The organism is Microbacterium sp. NPDC089188 (assembly GCF_040685155.1).
GTDB lineage: Bacteria > Actinomycetota > Actinomycetes > Actinomycetales > Microbacteriaceae > Microbacterium > Microbacterium galbum.
The window spans coordinates 218386-235847 of the sequence record NZ_JBFBHH010000003.1 but is presented as its reverse complement, the minus strand read 5'-3'; the positions used below and the strand labels follow the sequence as shown (position 1 = coordinate 235847).

At 71.5% G+C, this 17462-nt stretch carries 18 protein-coding genes; 3 read left to right on the top strand and 15 right to left on the bottom strand.

The annotated features are described in order from the left end of the window. Positions 1 to 111 precede the first annotated feature (111 nt). The 11 genes from fliG to AB0N80_RS10895 form a co-directional block, all read right to left on the bottom strand. A complete protein-coding gene (gene fliG, locus AB0N80_RS10945; RefSeq protein ID WP_363392925.1) occupies positions 112 to 1206 on the bottom strand; it encodes a flagellar motor switch protein FliG in 1095 nt (364 codons plus the stop codon). Continuing rightward, entirely contained in the window at positions 1203 to 2840 is a 1638-nt protein-coding gene (gene fliF / locus AB0N80_RS10940; protein ID WP_363392928.1) for a flagellar basal-body MS-ring/collar protein FliF, read from the bottom strand. The genes fliG and fliF overlap by 4 nt, the downstream gene beginning before the upstream one ends. 1 nt (position 2841) lies before the next feature. After that, positions 2842 to 3168 (bottom strand): flagellar hook-basal body complex protein FliE, encoded by a 327-nt coding sequence (locus AB0N80_RS10935; protein ID WP_315993265.1) that lies wholly within the window; start codon positions 3166 to 3168, stop codon positions 2842 to 2844. Beyond that, positions 3168 to 3560, bottom strand: coding sequence for a flagellar basal body rod protein FlgC (gene flgC, locus AB0N80_RS10930; RefSeq protein ID WP_315993266.1), 393 nt, complete (start codon positions 3558 to 3560; stop codon positions 3168 to 3170). The genes AB0N80_RS10935 and flgC overlap by 1 nt, the downstream gene beginning before the upstream one ends. Then, positions 3557 to 3904: a flagellar biosynthesis protein FlgB gene (locus tag AB0N80_RS10925; RefSeq protein WP_315993267.1), complete on the bottom strand. Its 348-nt coding sequence runs from the start codon at positions 3902 to 3904 to the stop codon at positions 3557 to 3559. The genes flgC and AB0N80_RS10925 overlap by 4 nt, the downstream gene beginning before the upstream one ends. 104 nt (positions 3905 to 4008) lie before the next feature. After that, entirely contained in the window at positions 4009 to 4284 is a 276-nt protein-coding gene (locus AB0N80_RS10920; RefSeq protein WP_315993268.1) for a hypothetical protein, read from the bottom strand. A 6-nt stretch (positions 4285 to 4290) separates the two neighbouring features. Next, the gene (fliS, locus tag AB0N80_RS10915; protein WP_315993269.1) at positions 4291 to 4674 is read right to left on the bottom strand and encodes a flagellar export chaperone FliS; all 384 of its coding nucleotides are present in this window, start codon (positions 4672 to 4674) and stop codon (positions 4291 to 4293) included. A gap of 36 nt (positions 4675 to 4710) precedes the next feature. Further along, positions 4711 to 6075: a flagellar filament capping protein FliD gene (gene fliD / locus AB0N80_RS10910; protein WP_363578747.1), complete on the bottom strand. Its 1365-nt coding sequence runs from the start codon at positions 6073 to 6075 to the stop codon at positions 4711 to 4713. A gap of 99 nt (positions 6076 to 6174) precedes the next feature. Further along, positions 6175 to 6999: a flagellin gene (locus tag AB0N80_RS10905; RefSeq protein ID WP_315993271.1), complete on the bottom strand. Its 825-nt coding sequence runs from the start codon at positions 6997 to 6999 to the stop codon at positions 6175 to 6177. A 143-nt stretch (positions 7000 to 7142) separates the two neighbouring features. Beyond that, the gene (locus tag AB0N80_RS10900) at positions 7143 to 7970 is read right to left on the bottom strand and encodes a sigma-70 family RNA polymerase sigma factor (protein ID WP_315993272.1); all 828 of its coding nucleotides are present in this window, start codon (positions 7968 to 7970) and stop codon (positions 7143 to 7145) included. Positions 7971 to 8103: 133 nt separating this feature from the next. Further along, positions 8104 to 8850 carry a hypothetical protein gene (locus tag AB0N80_RS10895; RefSeq protein WP_363578746.1) on the bottom strand — a complete coding sequence of 249 codons (747 nt, stop codon included), beginning with the start codon at positions 8848 to 8850 and terminating at the stop codon, positions 8104 to 8106. A gap of 105 nt (positions 8851 to 8955) precedes the next feature. Here AB0N80_RS10895 and AB0N80_RS10890 point away from each other — a divergent pair, with 105 nt between their 5' ends. Beyond that, positions 8956 to 10455, top strand: a complete 1500-nt coding sequence (locus tag AB0N80_RS10890; RefSeq protein ID WP_363578745.1) for an MFS transporter — start codon at positions 8956 to 8958, stop codon at positions 10453 to 10455. Positions 10456 to 10467: 12 nt separating this feature from the next. Here the strand turns inward: AB0N80_RS10890 and AB0N80_RS10885 are convergent, their stop codons facing one another. After that, positions 10468 to 11544, bottom strand: coding sequence for a hypothetical protein (locus AB0N80_RS10885; RefSeq protein ID WP_363578744.1), 1077 nt, complete (start codon positions 11542 to 11544; stop codon positions 10468 to 10470). A 16-nt stretch (positions 11545 to 11560) separates the two neighbouring features. Next, positions 11561 to 12331 (bottom strand): SDR family oxidoreductase, encoded by a 771-nt coding sequence (locus AB0N80_RS10880; RefSeq protein ID WP_363578743.1) that lies wholly within the window; start codon positions 12329 to 12331, stop codon positions 11561 to 11563. Positions 12332 to 12501: 170 nt separating this feature from the next. Between AB0N80_RS10880 and AB0N80_RS10875 the strand changes: the two genes are divergently transcribed. After that, complete coding sequence (locus AB0N80_RS10875; RefSeq protein WP_315993277.1) at positions 12502 to 13824, top strand: bifunctional o-acetylhomoserine/o-acetylserine sulfhydrylase; 1323 nt, start codon at positions 12502 to 12504, stop codon at positions 13822 to 13824. A 133-nt stretch (positions 13825 to 13957) separates the two neighbouring features. On the opposite strand, the gene AB0N80_RS10870 is transcribed toward AB0N80_RS10875, so the two are convergent. Further along, complete coding sequence (locus tag AB0N80_RS10870; RefSeq protein ID WP_363392950.1) at positions 13958 to 14656, bottom strand: SDR family oxidoreductase; 699 nt, start codon at positions 14654 to 14656, stop codon at positions 13958 to 13960. A gap of 116 nt (positions 14657 to 14772) precedes the next feature. Between AB0N80_RS10870 and AB0N80_RS10865 the strand changes: the two genes are divergently transcribed. Continuing rightward, complete coding sequence (locus AB0N80_RS10865; RefSeq protein ID WP_363578742.1) at positions 14773 to 15978, top strand: homoserine O-acetyltransferase; 1206 nt, start codon at positions 14773 to 14775, stop codon at positions 15976 to 15978. A 145-nt stretch (positions 15979 to 16123) separates the two neighbouring features. On the opposite strand, the gene AB0N80_RS10860 is transcribed toward AB0N80_RS10865, so the two are convergent. Then, on the bottom strand, positions 16124 to 17371 hold the full coding sequence (locus AB0N80_RS10860) for an MFS transporter (protein ID WP_363578939.1): 1248 nt from the start codon (positions 17369 to 17371) through the stop codon (positions 16124 to 16126). Positions 17372 to 17462 lie beyond the last annotated feature (91 nt).

Genomic DNA, 17462 nt, shown 5'->3' with positions numbered 1-17462 from the left:
GCGAAGCCGATCCGTGGCCAGGTCGTCGAGCGATCCGTGCTCGCGCCCCACTATCGCGACGCCTCTCGTCCGCGGTAACCGGTGGTCGCGCTCCGCGCGTCGTCGAGGGCGTCACTCGATGAGTTCGTCGTCGTCTTCGCGCGAGATCGTGATCTCCTCGGCCGCCTCGAGCTCGCGGATGATGCGCACCACCTCGGCGCGCGCCTCGTCGACCTGCCGCATGCGCACCGGCCCGAGCGCCGACGCCTCCTCCGCGAGGTTCTCGCGATTGCGTTCGGTCATGTTGCGCCGGATGACCTCGCCGACTTGCTCGTCGGCGCCCTTCAACGCCAGGGCGAGCACGCGCAGATCGATGCCGCGGAGCACGCGCTGGGCGTCGCGGTCCTCGAGCCGGGAGATGTCGGCGAAGGTCACCATCCGACTGCGCACCTCCTCGGCGAGGTCGTGGTCGCGATCCTCGAGACTGGCCAGCAGGGCCTTCTCGAGCACGGTGTCGGAGCGGTTGATGATGTCGACCAGGGGCTGCACGCCCCCGGTCGCCTCGTGCGCCTCGCGCATGCCGAAGATGCCGGTGCGCGCGCGCAGCGACTCCGCGACGACCGCGATCGCCTCCTGCGAGGCCGCCCCCAGGGTCGCGATGGCCTGCGCGACGTCGGTGCGCAGCGGGTCCTGCAGGGCCGCCAGCACCGCGGCGGCGCGGTCGGCGCGCAGGTTGGCCAGTACGACCGCGACGGTGGTGGGCATCTCCCCGTCGAGGATCGTGGCGAGCTGGGTCGGGTCGGCGCTGTTGAGGAACTCGAACGACACCACCCCCTGCGACATCACCCGTCCGACCATGCCGACGGCCTTCTCCCGGCCGAACGCGGTCTCGAGCAATCCGGTGGCGAATTCCTGGCCGCCGCGGCTGACGGCGGATCCCCCGGATGCGATGCGGCGGAAGTCGGCGAGGGCGGCGGCGATCGCGGCGGTGTCGATGCCGCCCAGCTGCGCAAGCTCCGCCGCGAGCAGTTCCGCGCGGGCCTCGCCGAGGTGCCGCAGCACCTCGGCGCTGACGTCGCGGTCCATGTTGAGCATGACGATCGCGGCCTTGCGCACCCCCGACATCGCCGGCGCGGCGGGAGCGACCGGCATCACCTCGGTGGCCGCCGTGGGGCTGACCGCGGTGGCCGCGTCCTCCGCGGGCACGCGCGTCTGCAACAGGCTCATACCCTCGCCTCGTCCATCATGCTCGCCAGCGCCTTGGCGGCGTTCTGCGGGTCGTTCTTGGCGAGCAGCTCGACGTCACGCCGTCGCTGCTCCACCAGCACCTGCGTGGCCTCGGGCTCCTCCTCGATGTCCAGGACGGTCGGGAGCACCTTGGTCGGCGGGGTGGCCGCGGGCAGGGCGATCGGTTCGGCGAGGCCCTTCAGGCTCTTGAGCTTCTGCTCCTCGGTCTCGGTGATCGTCGAGAAGTACTCGATGGGGCCTTCGTCGGTGTACAGGGTGCGCCGTTTCATCCGGCGCCGCACCAGCAGGGCGACGACGAGGATGATGGCCGCGAGCACGATCGAGCCGCCGATGATCGCCGCCCGCAGCAGGTCGGCCTGCATCTGCGCCGCCTTCTCCGCCTCGGCCGCGTCGAGGGCCGCCTGCGCCGCCGCCGCGCCGGTCTGGCTGAACTCGACCATCTCGACCGTGACGGTGTCTCCGCGCTGGGCGTTGATCCCGGCCGCGGTGGAGACCAGCGCCTGCACCTGCTCCGCGGTCACACCGTTCACCGCGCCCCGGTCCAGGGCGACGCTGATGGTCTGGCGGGTCACCTCGCCGGCGGGGGTCGTGGTCTTCTCGGTGCTCTTGTTCACGGCGTTGTTGCGCGTGGACTCCTCGGCCTGGTAGTTGCCGCCGCCCGCCGCGTTCGGCACCGCGATGTTGTCGGGACCCAGGACACCCGTGCCCGTCCCCTGCCCGCCGGTGTAGGTCTCGGTCTTCGTCTGCTCGTTCGACATCACGCCGCCCTCCGGGGCGGTGTAGGTCTCGTCCATCCGCTCCGACGTCGAGTTCGCGACGTCCGCCGCCACGCTGACGGTGGCGTTGCCCGGGCCGACGATGGTCTCGAGCATCTTCGTCACCGTCGAGGCGACCTTGGCCTCGTACTCGGTGGCCTGCGTGTTCGCGGAACCGGTGAGTCCGGTTCCCACGGCGGCGAGCACCTTGCCCGACTGGTCGGTGACCGCGACGTCCTCGGGCGTCATCCCCGGGATCGAGGCGCTCGTGAGGTGCACGATCGCCGCGACCTGGTCCTCGGTGAGCGATCCGCCGCCCTGCGTCTTGACGAAGACCGAGGCGGTGGGATGCCGTTCCTCGGCGACGAACACGCTCTGCTCGGGGATCGCCAGCTGCACGGATGCCGCGGTGACTCCCGACATCGCCCCGATCGTGCGGGCGAGTTCCCCCTCGATGGCGCGTTTGTAGGTGACGGACTGCTGGAACTCGCTCGCCGTCACGCCCATCTTGTCCAGCAGCGTGTACCCGCCGCTGGTGTCGCTGGGCAGCCCTGCGGCCGCCGCGGTGAGCCGCTGGGGATAGACCTGCGCGTCGGGGACGAGGATCGTCGCTCCGCCCTCGGTCAGCTCGTAGGGCACGCCCGCCGATTTCAGCTGCTCGACCACGGCTGACGCGTCTGTCGCGCTCAGGCCCGTGAACAGCGGGCTCATCTGCGGTTTGGACAGCCAGCTGCCCAGGGCGATCACGCCCATCACCAGCAGCGCCGCGCCGATGACGGCGATGGTGCGCTGCGCGACCGTGAAGCCGCCCGCGATCTGCTTCGCGCGGCCGATGGTCGTCGCAAGGAACGGGGGCATGTCAGGCCTGCATCCTCATGATGTCGTTGAAGGCGGCGACGCCGCGGTCGCGCACCGCCACCATCAGGTCCAGCGTCACTCCCGCGCGCGACGAGGCCAGCGTGGCCTTGTGGATGTCGTCGAGGTCGCCCGTGACCGCCTGCACGGCGAGCTGGTTGGAGGTGGACTGCAGCTGCTGGAGGTTCTCCACCGCCGCCGTGAGCGAGACGGCGAACGGCTGCGCACCCGCGGTGGCGCCCACGCCCGACGGCGCCGGCGTCGTCTCGAAGCTGAGCGGTGCGAGCGGGCTCACGCCCCCTGCGGCGACGGGGTCGATCGGAGTGCTCATCACGACCGCCCGATCTGGAGGGCGGATTCGTAGGTCGTCTTCGCGCGGTCCACCACGGCGGCGTTGGCCTGGTACCCGCGTTGGGCGAGGATCAGCATGCTCATCTGGTCGCCGAGGTCGACGTTGGGGTACTGCACGTACCCGTCCTCGTTCGCGTACGGGTGGTCGGGTTCGTAGACCAGGCGCCCCTCGGCCGTCGATTCCTGCACGCCCGTGACGTACACGCCCGGGCTGCGGGTGCCCTCGGCGACGGTGACGTACTTCTCGCGGAACATGTCCTGCCCCGCCGGGGTGGCGGTGTTGACGTTGGCGATGTTGTCGCTCAGCGCATCCATCCATTTGCGGTGCGCGGTCAGCCCGGTGCCGGCGATGCCGATGGTGTCGAAGGTCATGCCGAGGCCTGCCCGATCGCCTTGGTGATGGATGCCGCCTGGCCGCTCAACGCCTGCGCCGCGAACTGGTAGCGCAGCACGGTGTCGATGTTCGACAGCGTCTCGGTGTCGAGGTTGACGTTGTTGCCGTTGCGGCGGGTGGGCTCGAGCGAGCGTTCCACCGTCGGTGCGACCCCGCCGACCCCGCTCTCGACGGCGCTGCGCAGGCGGTCCTCGAACAGCACGCGCTTGGCCTGGTAGTCGGGGGTGTTGACGTTGGCGATGTTCTCCGCGATCGAGCGCTGGCGCAGGGCGAGCCCGTCCAGCGCGCTGGACAGGGCGGTTGAGGTGACGGAATCGAGCACGCGGCACTCCGGTCGAAAGAACGAGCCGATCCGTGGCTGTGTGGTCGAGCGATCCCTGCTCTGGCGCGACTATCGCGACGCCACGGCGACGGCGTAACCGGGTGTCACCCCTCCACGTCGAGATACACCGGTGCGTCGGGGGCGACCGAGGGGATCCGTCGGATCGCGGCGAGTTCGCGGGCGACGTTCTCGCGCGCCGCCATCAGGCCGCTGATGCTCGCCCGCTGGCGCTCCAGGACGAGGCGGGCGCGCTCGACGACCTCGGGCGGCGGCGGCCCGGGTGGTTCCTCGACCGGACCGTCGGCGGGATCGTCGGGGGCGTCGAGCGATCGTTCGAACGCGTCAAGCAGCCGGTTCCACGCCGCGAGGTTCGTCGACACGGGGCGTCAGACCGGCGTGATGGCGTCGGCAGCCGCGTGCCACGCGTCGCGGAGCGGCGCGATGAGGTCGCGGCACTCGCGGGTGGCGTCGGCGTCGCGCGCGACGTTGGCGACGATGAGGCGCCCGGTGATGTAGGTGTACAGCGCCCGCAGCCCGTCGGAGCCGTCCCACGTGTCGTCGAGCGATCCGCTGAGCTCGGCGATGATGGCCTGCGCGTGGGTGAGGTAGGTGCCGGCGGATGCCGCATCTCCCCCGGCCTGCGCCGCGGCGGCCCGCTCGACGTCGACCAGCAGCCGGTCGTAGAGCATGGTCACCAGTCGCTGCGGGGTGGCGGCGTTGACCTGCTGCTCCAGGTACTCCTGCTTGGCGCGTTCGAGGGCGGTGGGCACGAGGGGTTCTCCTTCTCGGGGGACGGGATGCGGGGACTACTTCGACGACGGCGTCAACGCCGACAGCTGCGAGGTGAGCCAGTCCGACCGCGACTGCAGGCCCGACAGGCGCACCTCCATCGCGGCATACGTGCGCTCGAGGGTCGCCCGCCGCATGTCCAGGCGCAGGTCCATGCGCTCGACCTGTTTCTCGAGGGTCTTGACCTCGCTCTGCTGGCCCGTGATGCGCTGGGTGACGAGGCCGTCGTACTTGTCGGAGTACTGCGCCGTGGTGTCCTGCACGCGGGCCGAGACCGCGGCGAAGACCGCCTGCACCGCCTCCGGATCCTCGGCCATGGCCGCGGCGAAGCGGTCGGCGTCGAAGGAGAGAGCCCCCGCCTTGTCGACGCTGATGCCGATGGTCGAGGGCGAGACCCCGTCGACCGGGCTCTGGACGGCGGAGGCGAGTGCCGCCCGCAGCGACCGCACCGTGCTGTCGCCGGTGAACACGCCGAGAGTGGTCGTCTTCCCGGGAGCGGCGACCGTCGCCTTCGATCCGTTGTCGATGCGGGTCAGCAGCGTCGCGATCTCCTTCACGAACGCCGAGGCGGCATCCGACTGCGCTTTCGCATCGGGCGTCACGGTCACGGTGACCGGGTCGGCCGAGACCGCCTTCACCGTGATGTCGATCCCGTCTCCGATGCCGGTGAAGGTGTTGGACGCGCTCGTCACCACCTGCTCGGCCGCCGTCCCGGCGAACAGGCGGATGACGGCATCCGTCCCCCGCGCGAGCACGGCCGCGCCCGGCTCGGTCGAGACGTCGATCGACGCGGATGCCGCGACCTCGGCCGCGGTGCCGCGGTGCAGGCTGAACGCGCCCTCCGCACCCGTGCGGGTCGAGGTGATCTGGATGCGCGAGAGCGCCGCCCCCTGCGCGTCGCGCCCGCCGGGCACGACCGTGGCGGTCACCCCGGCCTTGGCGGCGTTGATCGCGGCGGCGAGATCGGCGGCCGATCCACCACCCGGCGCGAGCTCGGTGACGGTGCCGTCCGCTCCGACCAGCGAGAAGGGACCGGCGAACGCCGACGCGTCGCCCGCGGCGGTGACCACCGCGTGCGCCCGTGCCAGCGTGTCGACGACGACGTCGGTCGAGAACGCCCGTGCCGTCTCCCCCGCGACGACGGTCACCGCCTCCGATGAGCTCGATGCGGTGTACCGGGCGAGGGAGGTGGAGGATGCCGCGGCCTTGGCCTTGTCGGTCAGGCTCTGCAGCGCGGTGTTGAGCGACTGGAGGTTCGAGATGACGCTGTTGCGATCGGTGATCCGATTGGCGACGAGGGTCTTGGGGATCGCCGCGACGTTGACCAGGGCGTCGATGAGGTCCTTGGTCTTCAGGCCCGAGGCGATGCCGTCGATCTGCATGATCCTGCGTCTTCCTTCTCTCGAGATGGGGGGTTATGCGAAGGCGCCCGGGCGGGAGAACTCCCCCGCCCGGGCGCCCGAGGGCAGCAGTGCTGCGACTCAGCGCAGGAGCTGGAGAACGCCCTGGCCCGACTGGTTCGCCTGCGCGAGCATGGCGGTACCGGCCTGCTGCAGGATGTTCGAGGCGGTGTACTTGACCATCTCGGATGCCATGTCGGTGTCGACGATGCGGCTCTTGGCGGCGGAGAGGTTCTCGGCCGAGACCTGCAGCGAGTTGATGGTCGACTCGAAGCGGTTCTGCACGGCACCGTAGCCCGAGCGAGCGGTCGAGACGTTCACGATCTCGGCGTCGATGGCGGCGATCGAGGTGAGCGCGTTGGCTGCCGAGTCGACGTCGAGGGCCTTGACCGTCGCACCGAGACCCGAGAAGTCGGTCAGGGCGACCGCGATCTGGTCCTCGGCGGCCGTGGAGCCGGCGCCGACCTGGAACGTCAGGGTGTCGCCGCCCGAGAGCAGCTTGATGCCGTTGAAGTTCGTGCTGGCCGCGACACGGGTGAGCTCGTCGCCCAGCGTGTCGAGCTCGGTCTTGATCGAGGTGCGCGAGTCGGCGTTGTTGGAGTCGTTACCCGCCTGCACCGCGAGGTCGCGCACGCGCTGCAGGATCGAGTGCACCTCGGTCAGGGCGCCTTCCGCGGTCTGGATGACCGAGATGCCGTCCTGAGCGTTGCGCGCGGCGACGTTGAGGCCGTTGACCTGCGAGCGCAGGCCCTCGGAGATGGCCAGACCGGCGGCGTCGTCCGCGGCCCGGTTGATGCGCAGACCGCTCGAGAGCTTCTCGAGCGACTTCGAGACGTCGGCCTGGTTGGCCGACAGGTTGCGGTACGCGTTGAGAGCACCGACGTTGGTTGCGATCTGAAGACCCATGTTGTTCCTCCGTGGATGGGATTACCGTGCGGGGGCCGTCCGTGGCCCTCCATCCCCCACCTTCGCGACGGGCCGGCATCGCGGTAACCGGGACCGCGCGATTTCTCCCGCGCGTTCGCCAGTTGCTCCGCGCTCTCTCCGCCTCAGGCGGGGACGGCGACGACGGGAGCCGCGGCGGCGGGCCCGAAGACGCCGTCGAAGAACGCCGCCTTGGCCTTGGTGGAGCGGTCCGGCGCGGTGCCGTTCTCCCAGGAGTCGAGGGCCTCGCGCATGAGGGTCAGTCCGATGCGGCGCAGCTTCGAGACGTAGGCGTGGCTGACGTCGAGGTCGTGGGCGACGTCCTTGACCATGCGCTCTTCGAGGTAGACCCCGCGGATCACCTGCCGCATCTGATCGGGGAGGGCCGCGACGATGCGCTCGAGCATGCGCTGGGTCTCGGCCTGCTCGGCGGCGTGCTCGGGCAGGATGACGCTGTCGGTGAGGTCGGCCGCCTGTCGCCCGTCGTCGCCCTCGAACCGCGCCTCGAAGCTCGTCGCGGTGCGCACCATCTCATCGAGCAGCTGCATGCGCGCGACGGTCTCGGCATCCAGTCCCGATTCCGCGGCCACCTCCGCGAGCGTGGCGGGCCGTCCGGTGCGCACCCGGACGAGCTCCGTCGCCACGCGCACCCGCTCGATCTTGTCGCGGCTGCGCTCGCCGGCCGGGTCGGCGGCGCGCATCTCGCTGAGGATGGCCCACGTGATCTTCGTCCGCGCGTACGCCCCGAAGGGCACCCCCCGCGCCGGGTCGTATTCCAGGGATGCCACGGCCAGGCCCAGGTACGCCGCCGACAGCAGGTCGTCGAGGTCGACGTGCAGCGCGGTCCGCGCCTTCTCGACCGCCAGGTACTTCGCCAGGGGGAGGTTCTCCCGCGCGAGTCGCTCGGCCGAGAGGGGCACGTCGGAAACGGCGGGGAGGACGGTGCTCGACATCACGACTCCTGCTGTTTTTGCTTGTTTATGAGCAGAAACTAACACACATAGGAGTCTCGGCCGTATCCGGATCGACCCCGGCGTTGGCCTCGCACCGGCGGGCCGCCGGCGGCGCCCGTCCGCGATGCGGCGCTCAGCCGCGGACGCGACCGACCACGCGGAGTTCGACGGTCGCCGCGGTCCCGCCCACCAGGGGGATCGCCGCGGCCGTGGGGTTCCAGATGACGAGGGGAACGCCGGGCGTGGGGGCGACCTGATCCTCCTCGAGCCCGAACCGGGCACGGAGGCCGTAGTGGTGCAGCACCGTCGCGAATCGCTCCCACTCGACCCAGCGCCACGGTCGCATCGCGCTCACGTGCACGCCGGCCTGCTGCCAGGGGCGCGCCGGATGCGAGAAGCCGCGCAGACCGTCCCGACGCACAGCCGGAGCACCGGGCGACAGGACGTCCACGCCGAGCGCCTCGCAGCCGCGCCGCAGGTCGTCGTCGAGCCGTACGAGCTCGGCGCGGGTGCGCAACCGCGCGATCGCGGCCAGGGTCAGCACGACCGGGTGGTGACCGAGCGTCCGCACGCGCGTCCACGTCACGCCCCGGTGGGCGACGAGGCCCCGCGCCGCCAGCCACCGGTCGAAGAACGGATCGGCGATCGCCGCGTCGACGGCTCCGCCGGCTGCGCCGCTCTCGGCGGCGAGACGATCGGCGACCAGTCGGGCGCGCAGGAAGGGCGCCGGCGCGGTCGCGTCGGCGATATGCTGCATCGCGTCTCGCGGATCGAGGCCGTTGAGGCGGGCGAACCGCTCGAGCATCTCGGCGGTGCTCATGCCGGCCCGCAGGCCCGCCTCCCCGCCGCGCACGGAGGGCCGTCGCGCTTGGAACGTCACGGTACTCCCTCAGATCTGCACGTTTACGAGTGAAAATAGCACGCCGGCGAGGGCGCCGTGCGCCACCGCCGAACGTGCTCCGAGGGCCGGTGCTACTCTCGCGCCATGTCGCGCGTCTCCGGCGCGGTCGCGAGAGTGCGCTCGTCCGCCCTCGGCGTGACCGCGGGACTCATCGGGTGGTTCGTGCTGGTCGAGCTGGCCAGCGGCATCCTGCAGGGCTTCTACGTGCCGCTGCTGCCCGACATCGTCGTGCACCTGGGCATCCGCGACGCCGACGTCAACTGGTTCGAGGCCGCGCAGCTGCTGCTCTCCGCGCTGGTGCTGCCCGTGCTCGCCAAGCTCGGCGACATGTTCGGGCACAAGCGCATCCTGCTCGCCTCCGCGCTGGCGACGGCCGCCGCGAGCTGGTGGCTCGTCTTCGCCGACTCCTTCGGCACCTTCCTCGCCGCGTGGGCGCTGCAGGGCTTCTACGTCGTGTGGCTGCCGCTCGAGATCGCCCTCGTCTTCGATCGCGGCCGTCGCGCCGCCCACGGGGTCTCGCGCACGCGCCGGGCCGCGGGACTGCTCGTGGTGGGGCTGCAGGTCGGCGCGATCCTGGGCGCCCTCGCGGCCGGGCGTCTGTTCGCCGCGACCGGCGGCGATCTGCGCCTCTCGCTCGCGATCCCCGCGATCGTGGTCACCTTGATCTGCGTCGTCATCTGGCTCGGCGTGCCCGAATCGGAACGAGCCGACGGCGAGCGCCGCCTCGACGTGGGCGGGTTCGCGATCCTCGCCGGCGCGCTCCTGTGCGTGACCGGTGCGCTCTCGTTCGTGCGCCTGCCCGAGGGGCCCGGCCCGCTCGCGATCACCGCCCTGCTCGTCGCCGGGGTGGCCCTCCTCGCGGTGTTCGTGTGGTTCGAGCTGCGCCAGAGCGACCCGGCGGTCGACATCCGCGTGCTCCGTCGCCCCGAGATGTGGCCCGTGCAGACCACCGCCTTCCTCGTGGGAATCAGCCTTCTCGGTGCCCAGGGCCCCCTCGCGACCTACGCCGGCACGGACCGCGCACTCGGATACGGACTGGGACTGGACGCCACCGACCGGTCGAACGTGATCGGGGTGTACCTGGTGTCCCTCATCGTCGGGGCGGTGCTGTTCGCCGTGACCTCGCGGCGCGCGAGTCCCCGCGCGGTGCTGATCGGCGCGGCGGTCCTCGTCGGGGCGGGATACGCGCTGCTGCTCCCCCTCCACGTCGAGCTGTGGCAGGTGCTGCTGTGCCTCGGGATCGCCGGCCTCGGTTCGGGCGCGCTCGTCGCGGCGATGCCCGCGGCCGCCGCGGCCGCGGCTCCGCGGGGGCAGACCGGCGTGGCATCCGCCCTCACGAACACGACCAAGACCGTGGGCGGAACGATGTCGTCCGCGGTGTTCGGGGTGGTTCTCGCGGCGGGCGCGGGATCAGCCGTGGCGGCGACCGCCGCTCCGCTGGCGGGGTACCTGACCGTCTGGTCGATCTGCGCGGCGGGAGGGTTCGCGGCGGCGGTCCTGCTGTTCTTCGTGCCCGAAGTGGCCTTCGCCGATCGTGCGGAGGCCGAGGTCGACGCGCACGCGGCACGCGGCGACGTCAGCTGAGCGCTGTGCCGCTCACGGGCGGCCGAGGGCGAAGAACCCGATGGCGAGCACCACGACGATGCCGAACGACACCCAGGCGGCGAGTCCCCACGACGTCCGCAGACGCCGACCGGCGGGCGCCACCGCGGCGTCTCCCCGGTAGCCCTGCCCGGCGGGCTCCGTTCGCCGCTGCCCCTCGCGCCAGCGCTCCCACTGTTCGAGCTTCGTGACGAATGCATTGGCCGTCCGCATGACGTCGACCCATCGTGCGGGGTCGGTCGTGACGACACCGCGCGGATGCACGAGCAGGAGCAGATCGTCCACGATCTCGATGTCCCACCCGCCCGCGTCGTCGATGGCCTGCGCCATCACGTCGGGAGTGAACAGGTAGAGCGCGTCCGCCTCGTACCCCTCGGGGCAGTACAGGTCGAAGTGCTCGTCGAAGTCGCCCTCCAGCGAGAGCCGCTGCCCGGAATCGGGCACGGCCGCCACCGCGAACGCGCGGGTCCCGCGCCGAGTGGCGCGCACGATGATGTGCGGCAGTGGGCGCCGAAGGCCGATCCTGATCCATCCGCCCACCGGCGGGTAGGTGAACCGACGCGTGGCGTTGCGGATCTCGTAGTCCGCCCACTCGACCGTTCGCCCGTCGCCATTCTCGCGCGTCATCGCGCGGGAGACGGTGTGCCCCGTGATGCTCCACCAGGCGCGCATGGTTCCCGATTTCGGCCCCGGGACGTACGCGAGCCCGTTGTCGTCGGCGAAGCGGGACAGCGCCCAGTGTTCGCGGGGGCGTGTGCGTCCCCTGCCGGTGCGGACGATGCCCCACACGCTGAAGACGAACACCCCCGCGAACAGGAACACGAACAGGGACATGGGTCGCACCTCGTCGGACCCGCCCTCGCGGATCTTCGCCGCGATGGTGGCCCCCATCCCCAGCGCACCGACCGTCGAGGTGATCAGGAGGAAGGTGAAGACAGCCCGTCGCCCCCGCCTCTCCGGATCGCGGACCCGCGGGTACTGCTGCCGGAACCGCGCCCAGAACTCCCGGAGCTCCGCACGGCTCGGGCGGGAGCGAAGCGCCTCGACGTCGAGCGTCGTCGACTCGGTCATTCCGCGAGACTCGGCATCACCGGGTGCGCAGGGGGCCCCGCGCCAGCAGGTGCTGCGCCGACTGCGCGACCGGGCGCATCGTCACCGAGTCGAGGTTGACGTGACCCGGCGCGTCGAGCGCATAGGCGATCACGTCGGCCACGTCGTCGGCCACCAGTGGCGCCTCGACACCCTCGTACAGCTTGTCGGCGGCATCCTGATCTCCGCCCAGACGGTTGAGGGTGAACTCCTCGGTGCGCACCATGCCCGGGGCGATCTCGATCACGCGCAGCGGTTCGCCGTTGAGCTCCTGCCGCAGCGCGTGCACGAGCATTGCCTCGCCCGCCTTCGCCGCGTTGTAGCCGCCGCCACCGGGGTATGCCGTCTGCGCGGCGGTGGAGGTGACGAACAGCAGGTCGGCGTGCCCGCCCGCGTCGGCCGCACGCCGGAGGAGGGGAAGAAGGGATGCCACGAGCCGCTGCCCCGACAGCACGTTCGCCTCGAACATCCAGCGCCAGTCCTCGGGATCGCCGTCTTCGACACGGTCGCTGCCGCGCGCCCCACCGGCCACGTGCACGAGAGCGTCGACTCCCCCGGTCTCGTCGAGCCAGGCGGCGAGCGCCGCGACCGCGTCGGCGTCGGTGAGGTCGGCGGCGTGCGCCACCGCGCCCGTCTCGGTTTCGAGGGCCGCGAGACGCTCCGCGCGGCGGGCCACGCCGACGACGTCCCATCCGCGCGCGCGCAGCAGCCGCGCCGTCGCCTCCCCGATCCCCGAACTGGCCCCGGTCACCACAGCACGTCGCGTCATGGCATCCACGCTACTGCTCTCCTCCGACACACGAGGGCCTCGCGTCGGGAGTCGGCGCGACCGCCGTGTGACGGCGCGTTTCCTCCGCGGTTGCCCGCGATTTCACCCGTGTCTACGCTCGCAGCAGGCCAGGGCGACCGCTCGGCCCCCCCAGAACCTGAGGAGCAGCCATGTCGGCACCCGAGAACTGGCGTTTCGAGACGAAGCAGATCCACACGGGCGCTCAGCCCGACCCGGTCACCAAGGCGCGCGCCACGCCGATCTACCAGACCACCTCGTACGTCTTCGACAACGCCGACCACGCCGCGAACCTCTTCGCGCTCGCCGAGTTCGGCAACATCTACACGCGCATCCAGAACCCCACGCAAGACGTCGTCGAGCAGCGTGTCGCGGGCCTCGAGGGCGGCACCGGCGCCCTCCTCGTCGCCAGCGGCCAGGCGGCCGAGACGTTCGCGGTGCTCAACATCGCCCAGGCGGGCGATCACATCGTGTCGTCGAGCTCCATCTACGGCGGCACGTACAACCTGTTCAAGTACACGCTCGCCAAGCTCGGCATCGAGACCACCTTCGTCGAGAACCAGGACGACCCCGAGGCCTGGCGCGCGGCGGTCCGACCGAACACCAAGCTCTTCTTCGCCGAGACCATCGGCAACCCGAAGATCAACGTGCTCGACATCCGCTCCGTCGCCGACGTCGCGCACGAGGCGGGCGTGCCGCTCATCGTCGACAACACGATCGCGACGCCGTACCTCATCCGGCCCTTCGAGCACGGCGCCGACATCATCGTCCACTCGGCGACGAAGTTCCTCGGCGGTCACGGCACCACGATCGGCGGCGTCATCGTCGACGGCGGTACCTTCGCGTGGTCCGAGCACTCCGAGCGCTTCCCGGGTCTCACCACGCCCGACCCCTCGTACCACGGTGCGGTCTACACGCAGGCGGTCGGCGACGGCCTGGCCTACATCATCAAGGCGCGCGTGCAGCTGCTGCGCGACCTCGGCGCCTCCATCGCCCCGCAGAGCGCGTGGCAGCTCATCCAGGGCATCGAGACGCTCTCGCTGCGCGTCGAGCGTCACGTGCAGAACGCGCAGGAGATCGCGGAGTGGCTCGAGTCGCACCCCGATGTCGCAAGCGTGAACTACTCCGGCCTCCCCAGCTCACCCTGGTACGCCGCCGCCAACAACTACGCCCCGAAGGGCGTCGGCGCGGTGCTGTCGTTCGAGCTCAAGGGCGGCGTCGAGGCGGGCCGCGAGTTCGTCAACGCGCTGAGCCTGTTCAGCCACCTCGCCAACATCGGCGACGTGCGCTCCCTCGTCATCCACCCGGCATCCACGACGCACTCGCAGCTCACCCCCGAGCAGCAGCTGACCGCCGGGGTCACGCCCGGGCTGGTGCGCCTGTCGGTCGGCCTCGAGAACATCGCCGACCTGAAGGCCGACCTCGACCAGGCCCTCGCCGCCGCGCGCCGCCTGTCGGAGGCCGCCCGCGCCTGAGCGATCCCCGCAGCGACGCCCCGCCCCGGTCGACCCGGGGCGGGGCGTTCGCGTCCCACCCGCGCGAGTCGCCGAGACTCGTCGCTTCGGGGTGCCGAGAAGCGACGAATCCCGGCGACTCGCGCGGCGGGAGTCAGATCTTCTGCCGCGGACGCAGGTTGCCGAGGCCGCCGTCCACCCCGAGCACCTGCCCCGTCATCCAGGCGTTCTCGGGGGCGAGCAGGAACTCCACCGCGCGCGCGACGTCGTCGGGCTCGCCGAGGCGACCGAGCGGGTGCATCGCCTCCGACACCTTCCGCGACATGTCGCTCGAGGTGAGCTTCTCGGTCAGCCGCGTCTGCACGAGCCCCGGGGCCACCGCGTTCACGCGCAGCCCGTGCGCGGCGTAGCTCGCGGCGGCCGACAGGGTCAGACCGATCACGCCGGCCTTGGCCGCGGCGATCCCGTCGTGGTTGGGCAGGCCCGCCAGCGCCGCCGCCGACGACACGAGCACCACCGCCCCACCGTCGCGCATGTGCGCGCCGGCCGCCCGCACCGCGGCGAACGCGGTGGTGAGCGAGGCCGCGATGAGCTCGTCGAACTGGGCACGCGAGGTCAGATGCGCAGGCTTCAGCAGCATCGACCCCGCGAAGACCGCGATCCCGTCGAGCTCCCCCGCCTCGGCGACGACCTTGTCGACCGCATCGAAGTCGGTGGCGTCGAGGGTGAAGTCGGGGTCGATGCGCGAGGAGTCCCGCGCGGTGGTCACGACGTGGTGTCCCGCGTCGCTCAGTCGTGTCGCCGTCGCCTGGCCGATGTCGCTCGAGGCCGCGATGAGAAGGAAGTTCGCCATGCCGGGATCATGACCACCCCACCCGGGTGCCGACGGGGGCTGGACAAGCGGCATCCGCGTCATCCGTCGTCGTAACAGACCGTGCCCGTCCGCGCGCACCGGAGAGAATGGATGCCATGGACTGGCAGATCTCCGAAGACACCGTGCCCTCGGCACCGGTGACGGAGGCCGATGCGCGGTCTCTGCTGGGTCGGCCCCCGGCGACGGGCGCCTGGCGCGACGGAGACCCGGTCGGCGATCGACGGTTCGTCTCGTTCGGCCCCTTCACGACCGAGAACGGCGAATCGCTGCCGCACGTGCGCCTCGCCTACGAGACGTGGGGCGAGCTCTCCCCCGCGCGCGACAACGCCGTCCTGATCCTGCACGCCCTGACGGGCGACAGCCACGTCCGCGGCGCCGCGGGCCCCGGCCACGCCACGGCGGGCTGGTGGAGCGACCTCGTAGGCCCGGGAGCCGCGATCGACACCGACCGGTGGTTCGTCGTCGCCCCCAACATGCTCGGCGGATGCCAGGGCTCGACGGGTCCGGCCAGCATCGCCCCCGACGGGTACGAGTGGGCCTCGCGCTTCCCCTACCTCACCATCCGCGACCAGGTCGCCGCGCAGGCGGCGCTCGCCGACGCGCTCGGCGTCGACCGGTGGTTCGCCGTCGTGGGCGGATCGATGGGCGGCATGCACGCCCTGGAGTGGGCGGTGGGCCACCCCGACCGCGTCGAGCGCTCGGCGATCCTGTCGGCCCCGCCGATCACGACGGCCGACCAGATCGCCCTGAACTCCGTGCAGCTCGACACCGTCCGCGTCGATCCGCGCTTCGCGGGCGGCGAGTACTACGACGCCGGCGACGGCGACGGACCCCACCGCGGCCTCGCCCTCGCGCGACGCATGGCGTTGCTGAACTACCGGAGCCCGACCGAGCTGAATCAGCGCTTCCAGCGCTCCTGGCAGTCGGGGGTCAGCCCGCTCGGGCGCGGCGGGCGCTTCGCGGTGGAGTCGTACCTCGACTTCCACGGCAACAAGTTCACGCGACGCTTCGACGCGAACAGCTACCTGACCCTGGTCGAGGCCATGAACTCGCACGACGTCGGACGCGACCGCGACGGTGTCGAAGACGCCCTCGCCCGCGTCACCGCCACGACCCTCGTCCTGGGCATCGACAGCGACCGCCTGTTCCCCATCGACGGGCAGCACCGCATCGCCCGCGGCATCCCGAACACCCTCGACGGCGATGCCGCCGTCGTGCTCTCGAGCGACTTCGGGCACGACGGCTTCCTCATCGAGACCGCCGCCGTCGCGACGCACCTGCGCCGCCTGTTCGCGACCTGAGCACCGCGGATGCCGCGCCCCCGGCATCCGCCCCACCCCGCCGCACGCCCCCGCCGCACGCCCCGTCGAGCGTCCAGGACACGCCGCGTCGGGTCGGCCGTTGCGGCGTGTCTTGGACACTCGGCCCCGCCCGGGGGCGCCGGACTCAGCGCTGCGTCGGGATCGAGCCCGTGACGGCGGTCTGCGCGGCTTCGGCGGCCGGCATCCGATGCGCGGGATGACGCCCGGACCGGTCCTCGACGCGGTACGACACGAACGCGACCGCGAGCCCGCCCAGGGCCAGTAGCGCCCCGACCCACGCGGGGGCCACGAGGCCGAGCCCCGCGGCGATCGCGAGACCGCCGAGGAACGCGCCGAGGCTGTTGCCGATGTTCAGCGCGGAGTGGTTGAGGGCGGCCGCGATGGACTGGTTGTCCTCCGCGACGTCCATGAGCCGCGTCTGGATCGACGGGCTCAACGCGGAGCCGCAGAAGGCGACGAGGAAGGCGAAGAAGACGAGGCTGACGATCCAGGTCGCCGTGAGCGCCAGACCCACGGATGCCGCACCCAGAGCGATCAGCCCCACGGACAACCAGAAGCGGAGGTCTTTGTCGGCGAGTGCACCGCCGACGATGTTGCCGACCGTCATCCCCACGCCCACGAGGACGAGCACGAGGGAGACCGCCCACTCCGGCTGGCCGGCCACATCGGTGATCATGGGCGCGATGTAGCTGTACATCGCGAAGAAGCCGCCGAAACCGACCGCTCCGATGCCGAGCGCGAACCAGACCTGACCGATCCGGAACACGCGCAGCTCGTCGCGCAGACGTCTCCCGGGCGAGCCCGGGTGCGACGGCACGAAGAGGGCGATGCAGACCGCCGCGAGGGCGAAGATCGCGGTCACCACGGCGAAGGCCGCGCGCCAGCCGACCTGCTGCCCGAGGAGCGTGCCCAGCGGCACGCCCACGACGTTGGCGATGGTCAGTCCGGTGAGCACGAACGCGACGCCCTTAGCGCGGTTGCCCGGTCCGAGGGCATCGGCGGCGACCAGCGCGCCGATGCCGAAGTAGGCGCCGTGCGGCAATCCCGCGAGGAAGCGCGACGCCGCCACCAGCTCGAACGTCGGGGCGATCACCGTCAGCAGCGTGAAGAACGCCAGCGCCGCCGCCAGAACGATCATGACGCGGTGACGAGGGAACCGGGCCACGGACCCCGCGATGGTCGGCGCGCCCACGACGACCCCGAGGGCGTACAGCGAGATGAGCCACCCGGCTTGAGCGATCGCGTCGTCGGGAGAGGCCGCCCAGGCACCGGGCAGGAGTTCACGGGCGATGTTGGGCAGCAGGCCCATCACGACGAACTCGGTCATGCCGATGCCGAAACTGCCGATGGCGAGAGAAAGGAGCGCCCGCATCGCCGCACCTCTCGAGGGAGTCGAAGAGGTCACTCGACGATGCTAGTCGGGTTCCGCGACCCGGCCGAATCGTTTCGAGAGTCGATCGCGC

Bases quoted from the DNA above. Each gene is read 5' to 3' on its own strand.
- AB0N80_RS10900 (WP_315993272.1), bottom strand. From the start codon at position 7,970: ATGTCGAGCACCGTCCTCCCCGCCGTTTCCGACGTGCCCCTCTCGGCC.
- AB0N80_RS10880 (WP_363578743.1), bottom strand. From the start codon at position 12,331: ATGACGCGACGTGCTGTGGTGACCGGGGCCAGTTCGGGGATCGGGGAG.
- fliF (WP_363392928.1), bottom strand. From the start codon at position 2,840: ATGCCCCCGTTCCTTGCGACGACCATCGGCCGCGCGAAGCAGATCGCG.
- AB0N80_RS10935 (WP_315993265.1), bottom strand. From the start codon at position 3,168: ATGAGCACTCCGATCGACCCCGTCGCCGCAGGGGGCGTGAGCCCGCTC.
- AB0N80_RS10860 (WP_363578939.1), bottom strand. From the start codon at position 17,371: ATGCGGGCGCTCCTTTCTCTCGCCATCGGCAGTTTCGGCATCGGCATG.
- AB0N80_RS10870 (WP_363392950.1), bottom strand. From the start codon at position 14,656: ATGGCGAACTTCCTTCTCATCGCGGCCTCGAGCGACATCGGCCAGGCG.
- AB0N80_RS10875 (WP_315993277.1), top strand. From the start codon at position 12,502: ATGTCGGCACCCGAGAACTGGCGTTTCGAGACGAAGCAGATCCACACG.
- AB0N80_RS10905 (WP_315993271.1), bottom strand. From the start codon at position 6,999: ATGGGTCTTCAGATCGCAACCAACGTCGGTGCTCTCAACGCGTACCGC.
- fliG (WP_363392925.1), bottom strand. From the start codon at position 1,206: ATGAGCCTGTTGCAGACGCGCGTGCCCGCGGAGGACGCGGCCACCGCG.
- AB0N80_RS10865 (WP_363578742.1), top strand. From the start codon at position 14,773: ATGGACTGGCAGATCTCCGAAGACACCGTGCCCTCGGCACCGGTGACG.
- AB0N80_RS10890 (WP_363578745.1), top strand. From the start codon at position 8,956: ATGTCGCGCGTCTCCGGCGCGGTCGCGAGAGTGCGCTCGTCCGCCCTC.
- flgC (WP_315993266.1), bottom strand. From the start codon at position 3,560: ATGACCTTCGACACCATCGGCATCGCCGGCACCGGGCTGACCGCGCAC.
- AB0N80_RS10885 (WP_363578744.1), bottom strand. From the start codon at position 11,544: ATGACCGAGTCGACGACGCTCGACGTCGAGGCGCTTCGCTCCCGCCCG.
- fliD (WP_363578747.1), bottom strand. From the start codon at position 6,075: ATGCAGATCGACGGCATCGCCTCGGGCCTGAAGACCAAGGACCTCATC.